Source organism: Nocardia sp. NPDC050175, assembly GCF_044459885.1.
In the GTDB taxonomy this organism is placed as follows: domain Bacteria; phylum Actinomycetota; class Actinomycetes; order Mycobacteriales; family Mycobacteriaceae; genus Nocardia.
The window spans coordinates 480,723-494,119 of record NZ_JBITJI010000003.1 but is presented as its reverse complement, the minus strand read 5'-3'; the positions used below and the strand labels follow the sequence as shown (position 1 = coordinate 494,119).

Sequence of the window (13,397 nt, the reverse complement as noted above, 5' to 3'; positions counted from 1 at the left end):
TTCAGGCGCGCTTGGCGAAGCCGAGGTCGATGACGGCGTCGCGCTCCTGGGTGAGTTCGGCGACGCTGGCGTCGATGCGGGTGCGGGCGAAGTCGTCGATCGGCAGGTCGGGGACGATCGTGTAGGTGCCGTCGGCGCAGGTGACAGGGAACGAGCTGATCAGGCCCTCAGGGACGCCGTAGGAACCGTCGGACGGGACGGCCATCGAGACCCAATCGCCGGGCGCGGTGCCGCGGACCCAGTCGTGGATGTGGTCGAGGGCGGCGCTGGCCGCGCTGGCGGCCGAGGAAGCGCCGCGGGCCTGGATGATCGCGGTGCCGCGCTGCTGCACGGTGGGGATGAAGTCATCGGTCAGCCACGCCTGGTCGCCGATGCGGTCGAGGGCCGGGCGGCCGTCGATGGTGGCGTGCGCGATGTCCGGGAACTGGGTCGCGGAGTGGTTGCCCCAGATGGCAACTCGCGCGATGTCGGCCGCGGGTGCGCCGGTCTTCTTGGCCAGCTGCGCGATCGCGCGATTGTGGTCGAGGCGGGTCATCGCGGTGAACCGCTCGGCCGGAACGTCGGGTGCGTTGTTCATCGCGATGAACGCGTTCGTGTTCGCGGGATTACCGACCACGAGCACCTTCACATCATCGGCGGCACTCGCGTTGATCGCGGCGCCCTGCTCGGTGAAGATCGTCCCGTTGGCGGCCAGCAGATCCGACCGTTCCATCCCCGCCGTCCGCGGCCGGGCACCCACCAGCACCGCGACGTTCGCACCGGAGAACCCCACCCACGGATCGTCACTGATGTCGATGGACTCCAACAGCGGAAACGCCCCGTCCTCCAACTCCATCGCCACCCCCTCCAGCGACGACACCGCGGCCGGAATCTCCAGCAACCGCAACCGCACCGGAGTATCCGCACCGAGCATCGCCCCGGACGCGATCCGGAACAGCAGCCCGTAGGCGATCTGCCCGGCCCCTCCGGTCACGGCAACGGTCACAGGCGCGGTCCGAGCTGCGGTGTTCACGACAAAACTCCTAGCGATAGGCGGACTCTCGAATCTCACCCTATCGACTCTCTCCACCCTCGAAACTAGACGGTGAGCAACACGACAGTCACTCCCGAACACCCCACCCCACCCGCCGCGCACACCTTCTCCTCCCGCGCACGAATTCGCCAGCAAAGACATGCGCGACCCGCGAAACCGCGCGCGGCAAGCGACACCATGCGCAGCAGGGCGGCACCTCCGGCGACGGCGCGACCATCCGCCGGTGTCAGCGCCGCTCGCGAACTGGCCTCGTGCGCACAGAATTGCCCGCAATTTCGTACGCGTAGGGCGAAAACAGGCGCGCGGACGCCGACGTGTGCGTCGACTCCACGACTATCAGTGGCAAGCCGATCGGCTCGTGCTGCGCACGTATTCGCGTCGCGCGCACCGAGTTGCCAGCGATTACGTGCGCGGCGGGCGACGATGTGCGCGGCGAAGATCAGGTGAGGGCGGCGACCTCGCCATCGGTGAGGACTACCGGGGAGACGGCGTCTTTGGTGCGGGCCATTTGGACGGCGCGGTAGAGAGGCCGTTCGGGGAGGCCGGCGTCGCGGGCTTCGGCGCGCAGTTGATGGACCAGGAGGGACGAGACGGCTACGGCGGCGGCCAGTTGGCTGGTGGCCAGGGCGTCGGCCAGGCGGCGGAGGCCGAGTAGGTGCATTTCGCGGCCGCTGCCCGCGTCGGTGTACATGGCCAGGGGAATGATCTGGGAGATTTCGCCTGCGGTGACGCGGAGCACGATGCGGCTGAGCCGGGCGGGGAAGATCAGGACCTCGACGCCGGTGGCGGCGGACACCTCGACCTGACGCTCACCGAAGACGCGGCGGGCGTGGATCACGGTGCCCGCCATCCACATTCGACGCCGGCGCAGGGCAACCGCATAGCCGACGGTTGGCGCGCCGACGACCAATCCGATGGCCACCGCGATCGGCCAGCTGACCACGGTCGCGGCCAGCAGCGCGGCGCCGATACCGATGCCCGCGGCGGCCAGCGCCAGCCGACGGAGCATCGGCGCGTACATCTCGGGCGCGACGAGGTCGAGCCCGACGGGTGGATCCGTGTGCTGCTCACCAGCATTCGACGACACAGGCCCACCTCTCCGTGACTACGGCGCCACGTCGCGCGCGCAGTTACGTTACCCCCGTACCGCCGGTCGAGTGCGCCCTTCTGGGACGTTGTCCCTGAGGATCATTCCGACGACGGCGCCCCGGTGACCCGTGCGACGACGAAAGCCGAACCGAGCCCCCCTGTTTGGACGACACCGCTGCCCCCGGTTCCTCGACCTAGGACGAAACGTCGAGCGCCTCGCGAATCGCGACGATCGCCTCGTCGATCGGGATCTGGCGCTGTTCCCCGGTTGCCATATCCTTCAATCCGATTGTCTCCTCGGTAAGATCGCGATCCCCGAGCACCAGGGTGAACTTCGCACCGGACCGGTCGGCCGCTTTCATCGCGCCCTTCACGCCACGCCCGCCGTAGGCCAAATCGACACTGATCCCCGCCGAACGCAGTTGCGCGGCAAGCACCACCAGTCGCTGCTTGGCGGCATCGCCCAGCGGCACCCCGAACACCTCGCAACGCGCGGCCTCGCCCGCGGTCTTGCCTTCGGCCTGCAATGCGAGCACGGTCCGATCGACGCCGAGCCCGAATCCGATGCCGGACAACGGTTGTCCGCCGAGCTGAGCCATCAGCCCGTCGTAACGCCCGCCGCCACCGATCCCCGACTGCGCCCCGAGCCCGTCGTGCACGAACTCGAACGTGGTCTTGGTGTAGTAGTCGAGCCCACGCACCATCCGCGGGTTCACCACGTACGGCACCGCCAGCGCGTCCAGGTACCCGAGCACCTGATCGAAGTGCGTCTTGGCGGATTCGGAGAGGTGATCGATCATCAACGGCGCGTCCGCGGTCATCTCGCGGACCTCGGGCCGCTTGTCGTCGAGCACCCGCAGCGGATTGAGCTCGGCCCGCCGCTTGGTCTCCTCGTCGAGCGGCAGCCCGAACAGGAACTCCTGCAACAGTTCCCGATACTGCGGACGGCAGGTCTCGTCGCCGAGCGAGGTGAGCTCCAGCCGGAAACCTTCGAGCCCGAGCCCGCGGAAGCCCGCGTCGGCGATCGCGATCACCTCGGCGTCCAGCGCGGGGTCGTCCACGCCGATCGCCTCGATGCCGACCTGCTGTAGCTGCCGGTACCTACCGGCCTGAGGGCGCTCGTAACGGAAGAACGGCCCGTTGTAGACCAACTTCACCGGAAGCTGCCCGCGATCGAGCCCGTGCTCGATTACGGCCCGCATCACACCCGCGGTCCCCTCGGGGCGCAGCGTCACGCTGCGATCGCCACGATCGGGGAAGGTGTACATCTCCTTGCTGACCACGTCGGTCGACTCGCCGACGCCGCGGGCGAACAGCCCGGTGTCTTCGAAAACCGGCAGCTCGATATGTCCGTACCCGGCCAGTCGGGCGGCGCGAATCAGTCCGTCGCGTACCGCGACGAATTCGGCCGAGCCGGGCGGCACGTAGTCCGGGACCCCCTTCGGGGCGGAAAAGCTGCTGGTCTTGGTCACGATGGTCCAGTTTTCACCACCACGCCCTGTCAAGTCCAACCGGTTATGCCCTTGGCCCGTCGTTGTCCGTTATGCGCGCTTCCTACCGGGTGTGAGGCGCACCGCTCTCAGGAAGTGTCGGGCAGTCTCAGGAATAAATGGCAGACTCTCATGCCGTAACAACCGGACACGGGAGGAACGTGGTAGTGCCGAGCAACGAACAGCGGCGAGCAGCGGCGAAACGCAAGTTGGAGCGCCAGCTCGCCAACCGGGCCGAGCGCGCACGCAGGCGCAAGCAACTCACGATCGCCGGGTCGGTGCTCGGTGTTGTCGTTTTGGTCGCGGCGATATCCGGCGTGTATTTCCTGACCAAGGGCGACGACAGCTCCGACGCCAAGGACGCGACCCAGTCGAACAGCGCACCGTCCGCGGCGGCACCGCCCGCGGCGGCGGCCAAGCCGGCGATGGTCAACTGCGTCTACAAGGACAGCCAGAAGCCCGCCGACAAGCCGGCCACCAAGCCGGTGAAGGCCGACGGCATCCCCACCACCGGCAACGACGCCAAGGTCAGCATCAGCATGGAGACCAATCAGGGTCCCATCGGCCTGACCTTGAACAACGCCGAATCACCATGCACGGTGAACAGTTTCGTCAGCCTGGCCTCGCAGAAGTTCTTCGACGGCACCAGCTGCCACCGGATGACCGCGAGCGACGGCCTGAAGGTGCTGCAGTGCGGTGACCCGACCGCGAGCGGCATGGGCGGACCGGGCTACGAGTTCGACAACGAGTACCCGACCGATCAGCTCGACGCCAACAATCCGACGGCCGCCCAGCAGCCCATCGCGTACAAGCGCGGCACGCTCGCCATGGCGAACGCGGGTCCAGGCACCAATGGCAGCCAGTTCTTCATCGTCTACGGCGATTCCCAGCTGCCGCCGAACTACACCATCTTCGGCACGGTCGACGACAACAGCATGGGCACCCTGGACAAGATCGCGAAGGCGGGCCAGGACAACTCCAACGGCCCCGGCGACGGCAAGCCGAGCCAGCCGGTCGACATCCAGTCGGTCCGGATCGACTGAGACCGCGAAAACCGTTCGGGCCCCGCGCTGATTCGTCGGTGCGGGGCCCGACACGTGTCGCGCCGATGAAGGGCACCCTAATCCTTCGGTAAGGGTTGGCTGAGACCGGATTTCGTCCGGCGAGTTACCAAGACTGTCGGAATTGTGCGATATATGCTGATAAGCGGCACGGCCGTACGGTTGCGACAGTGCTTTCTCGGGTAACCTCGAAACACGGAGTTCGCGTAGCGTGGCAACCCCTCAAACGGGCGACCCCCGAGCAAGGGAATGCGGCGACACGAGTTCTCCCGGTGTCCACGTTTGCAGCCGGGGCATCGTCGGACGGACTACAGTCCCCTGGCGGTGTCCAGACGAAGCACCACAACATCCATAGTGATCACTGCAGCATCGGGGAGCAGCCATGTCCGAGGAACTGGACGACATCGGCCGCGAGACAGCGGCCATGATGAGGACTATGTTGCAGCTTGCGACCCTGGTCGCGCTGCGGACCCGCGAGCGTGGTCAAAAAGAAGCCGAAGCGCGCGTCAAGGTCACCGAGGCCCGCATGAAAGAGGCCCGCGAGATGCAGATCCGCGAGGCCCGCGACTCGAAGGCCAAGGACCCGCGCAACACCGAACTGGCCCGGATGATCGAGAAGCCGATCCCGGAACGCGGTGTGTCGCTGGAGAAGGACCGTTTCACGGCCCAGGCCGAGGCGACCCGCATGGCGGGCATCGCCGCCGCGGCACACGCCAAGCCGCCGGTGCTGCAGTACGACTCCCCCGAACGTCGCATGGCGATCGCCGCGCATCTGGCGAAAATGGGTGTCGCGCCGGAACTCGCCGCGGTACGGATGTTGATCGAAGTAGGCCAGGCGCAGCCGCCGATCGAGGCGGTGCGTACCCGGCCCGAAGAGGCACCGGCGGTCACCAGGGCACGCGAGCAAGAGTCCCGCGGCTTGGAACGCACCCGCTAGCAGACGCAAAGGAAAACGCCCGCTTATCAAGCGGGCGTTTGCTTTTCGTGCCGCGAGCTACATCCGGAAGTCACCGATGGTCGGGTCACCGAACATCCCGTGCTGCGGCGACTTCAACGGCAGCGGGCTGAGCATGTCCTTGTGCCCGTTGCGCACGCTGCAGTACTTGAACGGCCCCTTGGGATCGAACAGCTTGGCCATGTGCGGGTCGGCGTGATCGAGGAACCACACGCTCAATCCCGTTGCCCCGTCGAGCCGGAAGTGCTCCCAGGCCCGCCACATCGCGTCCAGGCGGGCGATCGCCTCGGCGTGCTGCCACCACTCCGGGCACCACACCGTGTCGCTGAGATCGGTGACCTGGCGCCGGTACACCAGGCTCAGATAGTTCTCGACGAACTCCACCACACTGGCGTAGATCATCGGTTGCTGCTGCTGTTCGGTCATGACCGCGCCTCACTGGCGCTCGACCCCGTCACGACCAATAGTGCTGCGTCCGAGGCTCGCTCGCTGCGCCCACTCACAGTGGCCTGACCTCCTCGATCTTCCCGTATTCCGGCGGCGGGGTGCCCTTGCTCAGCGAAGGCGTGCCCGGCATCAGGTCACCGATCTCCGTCTTGCGCTGCGGATCATGGTGCGAGATGGACTTCGTCACCTCGGCAGCGTACTCGCCCTCCCACCAGGGAACGGTGCGAACCAACACCGGCGGCGCGCCGGACGGGAAGACGATCACGCGACCGCGCGGCAACTGGGCAAGCGCCTGCACGCTGAACGTCTTCGACGAGCCGAGCGAACGCGAATAGCTCTTGCCGCCAGAGGATTCCGACACCGAGGCCGAGACCACCTCGTAGTCGCCGATCGCCTCGGACCGCTCGCGCAGGAAGTTGGTGTCGTCAACCCCACTGCCGAGCACCTTGATGTTCGCGGCGGCCCACAGCGCGTTCATGCCGGGCTCGCCCCAGCAGCGCACGCCCTGCGCCCACGACTGCAGCACGGTCATCACGACGATGCCGCGCGAGCCGAAGTGGCTGTACTGCTTGGGCAGATCCTTCCAGCGCACCACGTTCGCGGCCTCGTCCAGCACCGCGAGCAGCGGGATGGGCAGCCGACCGCCGAGGGACTGCGAGGCCTTGCGCATGGCCACGTCGATCACGGCCTCGGTGAGCGCGCTCACCAGCGGCGCCGCCGACCCGCGGCCCTCCAGCGACAGGCTGTACAGGGTGCCGTTGCGTTCGATGAACTCCAGCTCGTCGAACTCGCGACGGTCGCCGCCCCTGGTGATCCACGGGTGCACGTTGGACAGTTTGAGGCAGCGGATCATCTTCTTCGCGGTGCCGAAAATGCCACTGCGCGTGCGCAAGTCGGCGTTGTACTGGGACGCCAGACCCGAGGCCGTGTAGTGGTGCCGGGCCGCGCGCAACAGCTCGATGGGCTCGGTGTCGCCGGGGTTGGTCACCCATTCCCACACCTGCACGATCGGCCTGCTGCCGTTGCGGTCGCCGACGGCCGCGGCCAGGAACAGACCGGCCAGCAGATCCTCGGCCTCCGGATCGAAGAACGCGTCGGTCTTCGCGTCGGAGCCGTCGTCGCCGTCGGCGAAGTGCCCGGCCAGCCGCGCCGCGCGCATCTCGCACCCCTCACGGCGCGCGTCCACCCAGGCCAGCGGATCCCAGAACCAGCTCGGCTCCTCGCCTGCGACGCCCTGCGGGTCGAAGACGAACGTGGGACTGCCCTTGGCCTCCCGCACATCTCGCGTCGCGTCCACCACGTCGCGCTTGTTCGAGGTGGCCAGCACCGGGCCGATCGCGGTGAGGATCGCCGGGATCACCCGCGAGGTCGACTTGCCCTGGCGCGGGCCCCAGATGTCCAGGTGCAGATCCTCGTAGGAGCCGTACAGCATCTCGTTGTCGGCGATCCCGATGCCGATCGGCACGCCGGGCACGTCCTCGCTACCGAGTCGCACCCCGAGCTGCTTCGCCTTCTCCCGCACGCCCTTCGCGGTGAGGTGGGCGATCGCGCTGCCCTGACCCATCACGTCGGCCTTCTCGTCCACCGGGAGCACGCCGATCGTCTTGCGCTTCGCCAGCCGCTTGCGGACGACCACCCATGCCACCAGCGCCACCACCACGAGCAGCACGATCACCGTGGACGCGCGCGGCCAATGCAGTTTGCCCCTGACCAGATCCGCGACGATGGCGATCGGGTTGATCGGGATGGACTGCGGGGTCACCGCGAGCATGTTGCCGAGGTGCAGCGCGATCCAGAGCGTGGCCACCACGGCGATGCCGGCGTACAGCATGATCATGGTCGTGTCCGGCCCGACCGCGGCCGGATCCTTCACCACCTTCTTCGCCATGGCTGCCTCCTAATTTCGGTACGGGAAATGTCTTGGTGTTCAGCGGAACGCGTCGAGCCGCCAGCCGTCGGGGGTGCGCACCACGGTGGCGATCACCGTCGCGGGCGGCAACGGTTCCTTGCGGCCGTTCGGGTAGACGACGGTCTGCTCGATCCCGATCTTGAACTGCTGCAGGTTCGGATCGCCACCGCTCGGCGCCTTCTCGCCGGAGGCGAAGGTGAACGCCTCGACGGTCGCCTTCGCGGTGGCCCAATCCGCCCACTGCAGCGTCGCCTTGGGGGTCTCCAGCCCGGTCGGCGTGCCGTCCAGCACGCGAATCAGGCTGGGGCCCAACCACTTCCGAGCACGCGCCAGCGACGCGCCCTGGGTCTCGGTGGCAGGCTGCCAGGTGTAGATCTCCTTCAACGCGGCCACCGCGACACCGTCGGGCGTGACCGGGTCGGGTGCGGGCACACCCTCGAGCAGCCGGGTCGTTGACGTGGCCGGGTGCGCCCCACCGGATCCCGCGTCGCCGCCGTCTCCGCTACTACAGGCCGCACCCAGCATCGCGACGCTCACCACCAGCATCACCACCAGTTTCGCGCGTACCTGTGCTGTATTTGATGGGCGGCGCTCTCGGGGCCCTGCGTGGTTACGCAAGCTACCGCCTCCGGGCCCGTCGTTCGCGCCGCCGTCATTCCAGGCTAGCCGCATGGACCGACACTTCGGCAGTCCCGACGTCGCGTGTTCGGATCGGGAGCTCACAACACCCTCCTCGCCCGGCTGTCTCCCGGCACTTGCACCTCACCGACCCCACCGCCACCACGAATTCCGGGCACGGCCTGAATCATCCGTCCGTTGCCGGAGTAGATGCCGACCTGCGCGGGTCCGCGCGGCCCGAACGCGCTGAACACCAGATCCCCCTCCTGAATCTTGCCCATCGGCACCTCGACCCCGGCCTCCCACTGCTGTTCGGCGGTGCGCGGCAACGTCACCGAGCCGGACGAGGCCGCGAACACCGCGGCCGAGGTCAGGCCGGGCCCGTCCATACCGCCGCCGCTGGGCCCCTCCGGCCCGCCGCCGCCCCACACGTAAGGCTGTCCGAGCCAGTCGTGCGCGGCCTCGACGATCTGATTGCCGCCGCCGCCCTCCTTCGGATCGAACCGGCCGAGCGCACCGGGCGCGCGGAACTGCGCCTCCATCGCGAGGATGTTCGCCACGTAGGGCTGGGTCTCGGACAGGTGCGCCGCCACCTGATTCGGCATGCCGCCGGACGCGAGCACCGCGCCCTCGCCGGCGTTGTAGGCGGCCAGGGTCAACGCGGTGACGTCGCCGCGCACCTTGCCGTCGGCCTCCCACTGCACGATCTTGTGCGCGATGGCGCACATGTAGCGGCCCTGCCCGATGATCGCGTCACCGTCGTCCCAGAGGCTGGCGGTGCCGTTGCCGTCGGCGTCGATCACGTAGGGCTGACCGTCATCCGGGTCGACGCTGACCGCGGTGCTCGGCAGGAACTGCGCCAGCCCCTGCGCGCCCGCGGGCGAGGTGGCGCCGCGGCGGAAGCCGGATTCCTGCTTGCCCTGCGCGGCGAGCAACGAGGGGGTGATCTGCGGGCAGAGGGAACCCGCACGGCGATACCAGATTTCGAGTTCCGGCGGCACCTTGCCCGCAGCGAGCGCGCCACCCGCGCTACCGAAGCCACGACTGCACCGCGGATCGCTGGAATAGGCTTGCGCGCCACCGACATCCGGCGTCGGCGCACCGTCCAGCCAAGGCAGCGGGTCGATCTGGCGTCCGCCGGTGAACCGGCCGCCGGGGACGATCTCGAAATGCAGGTGCGGGCCGCTGGATTCGCCTGCGGAGCCGACCTGGGCGATGGGCTGACCCGCGGTCACCGTGTCGCCGACGCGCACGTGCACCCCGGTGTCCCACATGTGGCCGTAGACGGCGGAGTAGGCGCGGCCGTTGGTGTCCACCGAGTCGACGACGACCCAGTTGCCGAAACCCGATGCGGGACCGGCGGCTACCACTCGGCCGTCGGACACCGAGTAGATGGTGGTGCCGTCGGCGGCGGCCAGGTCGACGCCGAGGTGGGTGCCGCCGCGCGCGCCGAACACGTCCGACACCGTGAAGGTGCCCTTGGCCAGCGGCATGGTGCGGCGGATCGGTCCGGCACCCGCGGCCAGCGACGGCGCACCGGCACTGGTCGGATTCGCCTGCGGCCCCGACGGTGCCGCTGCGGCCGGACTCGCCGTGGTGCCGAACGGATACGCGGCACTGGTCGGATTCGCCGGTGTCCCTGACGGATTCGCGCGCGGATCACCCGGCGGGTAACCGCCGAGCGGCGGCAAGTTCGATGGGGTGGCGAATAGCGACGAGCCCTCACACGGATCATCCACCGACGGCAGCACAATCACCACCACCAGCGTCATCAACGCAAGCACCGCCCCCAGCGCCCCCCACAACAGCGCCTTCCCGGTCACCGCACCCCCGCCGCCCCCGGCCCCCCGCCCCACACCCGACCGAAGGCGCCCTTCAGTCGGTCAGACCGCCCCAAGGCGCCCGCCATCCGGACAGGCCGAGGCGACCGAAGGGCACCCTCGGTCCGGTAGACAGGGTGAAGGGCGCCTTGGGTCGGGTTGGGGGTCACTGGCCGCGCCGGGATTCGTTGAGGGTGTCGGCGAGGGTGCGGTTCATTTCGGCTGCGGCGGCCAATTGTTGTTGCAGCAGAGCTACTTTGCGGCGTAGGGCGGAGGCATCCATCCGCTCCAGGCTGGGGCCCTCGGCCGCGCGCACCCAGTTGCGCACCGAGTTGGTGTGCACGCCGATCTGTTCGGCGACCACCCGGCAGGCCTCCGACTCACTGCTCATCTGAGCGGTGAGCGCGACGACCTGCTGCACGGCGGCCTGGCGCACCTCGGGCGACACCCGGCGGTAGGAGCGGTGCGGCATCATCCGACGCACCTCCCCGCACGGCGGCACCTCGATAACCGGCGTCTCGGCTGATTTCTCATGCGGCGCTCCCGCTCGGCGAATCCGTCCCTCGGCCAGTCGATTCGGTGAACTCGCTGAACCGCTGGTTGGTGTCGTGAATGCCGCTCTCCTTCTCCGAGAGCGTGAACTCCATGTGGAACGGAATCCCTGGCCGCCGATCCTCACCGATCTTCAGCAGGAACTTGCCGGTGCCCGGCGGCGACGGCCGCTGCTGACCCGGCTTGAGCGCCTCACCGGTCAGCGCCTGCGGTGCGGACCAGCCGGTCACCATCTGCTCCTCGGCGGAGGTGAACGGCACGATGCTGTCGAGCCGCTTGACCTCCTCGCCGGGCAACGCGCCGAAGATCTTGGCGCGCGCGCGTTCCAGGAAGCCGAGCGCCTTGGCGATGGCGGCTTCGGAGCCGAGCGCCTGCAGGTCCTTGATGGTGTGGCTGATCATGATCAGCGAGGTGGCGATGCCGCGCTGCAGGCGGGTGAGCTCGTCGACGCGGTCGATCATGAAGTCGCCGAGGCCGAGCACCTGCCACAGCTCGTCCATCACCACCTGGAAGTAGCGCTGCGGGCCGAGGTCCGCGTCGGAGAGCACGTGCGCGGCCTCGACCGAGGCGAACCCGTCCGCCCAACAGGCAAGCATCACAGCGGCTTTGAGCTTCTTGTCGCCGGTCGGGATGTGTGAGACATCGATGCAGACCGCGACCGCGCCGGTGTCGATCGGCACCGAGGTCTGCCCGTTGAAGATCGCGCCGAACGGGCCCTGGGTGAGCGCGCGCAGCGAGCGACGCAGGTTCTTGATCGCGTTGTTGTACTCGTCGACGTCGTCGGCGCCCGCGTCGAGCATCAATTCCTCACCGCCCGCGACGATCACGTCGAGCAGGTTCTCCATGATCGGCGGCTGGTCCGGGGTGTAGCCGCAGTGCTTACCCACCCCGCCGACTCCGTCGGCTGCCGTCCCCTCGGCCGGCTGATAGAGGATGCGCAAGGCGGTGGCGATGAGCGTCTCTTCGTAGTCGCGCACCCGCGCGCCGCGGACCAGTTCGACCAGACCCGCGATCAGCGTCACCTGGCGCGCCCGCAGATCCTGCAGCACCTGAATCTGCAGGGCCGGATGGTCATCCAGCATCGGCACCACGGCGCCGAGCACACCGGCGGCGAGCGGGTTGAGCTTGCCGTGGCCGTAACCGAGATCGATCACCTGGCCGCCGACCAGCTCCACCATCCGGCGATAGTCCGGCTTGACGTCGGCCAGGATGAGCGGCGTGATGCCCTGGGCGATGCCGCCGAGCACGATCCGGCGCACCAGCGACGACTTACCGAAACCATTGAGGCCGAGCACGAAAAGGCTCGGCGCGGTGATGAAGCTGCCGCGCATGAACCAGTTCATCGGGTCGAAGCAGACCGGCGCGCCGGTGTGCAGATGCGAGCCGAGCGGGGTGCCGATCAGCGGCGCGCCGGCACCGACCGACCACGGCCACAAACCCGCGACCTGCGCTGTCGTGGCACGGTATTCGACGGGACGGCCGACCACGTTCATCCGGCCGCCGCCCTCCCCCGCGTAGCCGCGATCGGTGAGTTGGGCGGTGCTGCGGTCGAATCCGTCCTCGAAGACCTGTTCGGCGCGCGCGGCGTAGTTGCGGCGGCGGATGTCGTCGGTGCGAATCCGGAACTGCGCGAACGCCGCCCGCAGGCCGGTCTGCTCGCGGACGATCATCTCCAGCTTGGCCCTGGTCGGCTCGTCGAGCAGCGGCGGGCCGGAGGTCTTGCGCCGGTCGGCCTTGGCCTTCGCGCGCAGCGCCGCCTTGTCCATCACCGGCGTGCCCATGGCCCGGTCGGCGGTGTAGTCGGTCTTGGTGGGACGCTGCGGGTTACGGGCGGCCCGCGACCCGTTGCGGTCCTGCACGCCGCGCTCGGACTTGCCGTTGCGGGCCGCGCGCGCGGCCCGCGGATCCGGCTGCTGCGATCGGGCCGGACGCTCGCCGCGCGCCGAGTTGGCGCCGTCGCGAGCCCGCGCGGTCCTGGCCGCGTCGCCGCGCGCCCGGTCCGAACTGCGCTCGCCCCTGCCGTTTTCGGCACGTGACCGCTCGCCGCGCGACCCGTCGGCGCGCGCGCCCTCGGACCGCGCCCGTCGCTCGGCCGCCTCCCGCGCGCGCTCCCGCTCGGACATCTCCTCGATTCCCGACCGGTCGTCGCCGCTTATGACTGCGCCTCGCTGACGCTCGGCTCCGTCATGCGGCGAGCGCGCTGTGTCATTGTTCGCTCGCTGCGCTCGCTCATCCCGCGCCGCGCCCCTGCCGAATCGCCGTGGGCGGTCCGGCATCTCCTCGATGCCGGAGCGTTCCCGCACGCCGCGGCGACCGCGCTCGGCCGCCGGGCGCTCGCCCCACTCGTCTTCGTCGCGCCGCCTACCACGCCGAGCCGCCGGCTCGTCGCGGTCCCGTACGGGTGGCTCGTTGTCACGTGCCAT

The 13,397-nt window shown here is 68.9% G+C and carries 11 protein-coding genes; 2 read left to right on the top strand and 9 right to left on the bottom strand.

The features are described from left to right. Position 1: 1 nt before the first annotated feature. From ACIBK2_RS13260 to hisS, 3 genes are all read right to left on the bottom strand, one after another. Complete coding sequence (locus tag ACIBK2_RS13260; RefSeq protein ID WP_396966770.1) at positions 2-1,012, bottom strand: malate dehydrogenase; 1,011 nt, start codon at positions 1,010-1,012, stop codon at positions 2-4. Between the two features lie 460 nt (positions 1,013-1,472). Beyond that, positions 1,473-2,120: a hypothetical protein gene (locus ACIBK2_RS13255; protein ID WP_396966768.1), complete on the bottom strand. Its 648-nt coding sequence runs from the start codon at positions 2,118-2,120 to the stop codon at positions 1,473-1,475. A gap of 196 nt (positions 2,121-2,316) precedes the next feature. Continuing rightward, positions 2,317-3,594 (bottom strand): histidine--tRNA ligase, encoded by a 1,278-nt coding sequence (gene hisS, locus ACIBK2_RS13250; protein ID WP_396966766.1) that lies wholly within the window; start codon positions 3,592-3,594, stop codon positions 2,317-2,319. A gap of 185 nt (positions 3,595-3,779) precedes the next feature. On the opposite strand from hisS, the gene ACIBK2_RS13245 reads away from it, so the two are divergent. Next, positions 3,780-4,655 (top strand): peptidylprolyl isomerase, encoded by an 876-nt coding sequence (locus ACIBK2_RS13245; protein ID WP_396966764.1) that lies wholly within the window; start codon positions 3,780-3,782, stop codon positions 4,653-4,655. Positions 4,656-5,055: 400 nt separating this feature from the next. Beyond that, positions 5,056-5,610: a hypothetical protein gene (locus tag ACIBK2_RS13240; RefSeq protein WP_364731806.1), complete on the top strand. Its 555-nt coding sequence runs from the start codon at positions 5,056-5,058 to the stop codon at positions 5,608-5,610. Between the two features lie 57 nt (positions 5,611-5,667). Here the strand turns inward: ACIBK2_RS13240 and ACIBK2_RS13235 are convergent, their stop codons facing one another. The 6 genes from ACIBK2_RS13235 to ACIBK2_RS13210 form a co-directional block, all read right to left on the bottom strand. Continuing rightward, positions 5,668-6,054 (bottom strand): DUF4913 domain-containing protein, encoded by a 387-nt coding sequence (locus tag ACIBK2_RS13235; RefSeq protein ID WP_223885542.1) that lies wholly within the window; start codon positions 6,052-6,054, stop codon positions 5,668-5,670. 73 nt (positions 6,055-6,127) lie between these two features. Further along, positions 6,128-7,963, bottom strand: coding sequence for a type IV secretory system conjugative DNA transfer family protein (locus ACIBK2_RS13230; protein WP_396966762.1), 1,836 nt, complete (start codon positions 7,961-7,963; stop codon positions 6,128-6,130). 39 nt (positions 7,964-8,002) lie between these two features. Continuing rightward, the gene (locus tag ACIBK2_RS13225) at positions 8,003-8,530 is read right to left on the bottom strand and encodes a hypothetical protein (protein ID WP_396966760.1); all 528 of its coding nucleotides are present in this window, start codon (positions 8,528-8,530) and stop codon (positions 8,003-8,005) included. A 173-nt stretch (positions 8,531-8,703) separates the two neighbouring features. Further along, entirely contained in the window at positions 8,704-10,425 is a 1,722-nt protein-coding gene (locus ACIBK2_RS13220) for a peptidoglycan DD-metalloendopeptidase family protein (protein ID WP_396966758.1), read from the bottom strand. A 163-nt stretch (positions 10,426-10,588) separates the two neighbouring features. Beyond that, positions 10,589-10,897, bottom strand: coding sequence for a transposase (locus ACIBK2_RS13215; protein WP_150406119.1), 309 nt, complete (start codon positions 10,895-10,897; stop codon positions 10,589-10,591). Positions 10,898-10,952: 55 nt separating this feature from the next. Further along, on the bottom strand, positions 10,953-13,397 hold the full coding sequence (locus ACIBK2_RS13210) for a hypothetical protein (RefSeq protein ID WP_396966755.1): 2,445 nt from the start codon (positions 13,395-13,397) through the stop codon (positions 10,953-10,955).

Coding starts and splice junctions, on each gene's coding strand:
- ACIBK2_RS13240 (WP_364731806.1), top strand. CDS start 5,056: ATGTCCGAGGAACTGGACGACATCGGCCGCGAGACAGCGGCCATGATG.
- ACIBK2_RS13235 (WP_223885542.1), bottom strand. CDS start 6,054: ATGACCGAACAGCAGCAGCAACCGATGATCTACGCCAGTGTGGTGGAG.
- ACIBK2_RS13230 (WP_396966762.1), bottom strand. CDS start 7,963: ATGGCGAAGAAGGTGGTGAAGGATCCGGCCGCGGTCGGGCCGGACACG.
- ACIBK2_RS13225 (WP_396966760.1), bottom strand. CDS start 8,530: ATGCTGGTGGTGAGCGTCGCGATGCTGGGTGCGGCCTGTAGTAGCGGA.
- ACIBK2_RS13215 (WP_150406119.1), bottom strand. CDS start 10,897: ATGATGCCGCACCGCTCCTACCGCCGGGTGTCGCCCGAGGTGCGCCAG.
- ACIBK2_RS13210 (WP_396966755.1), bottom strand. CDS start 13,397: ATGGCACGTGACAACGAGCCACCCGTACGGGACCGCGACGAGCCGGCG.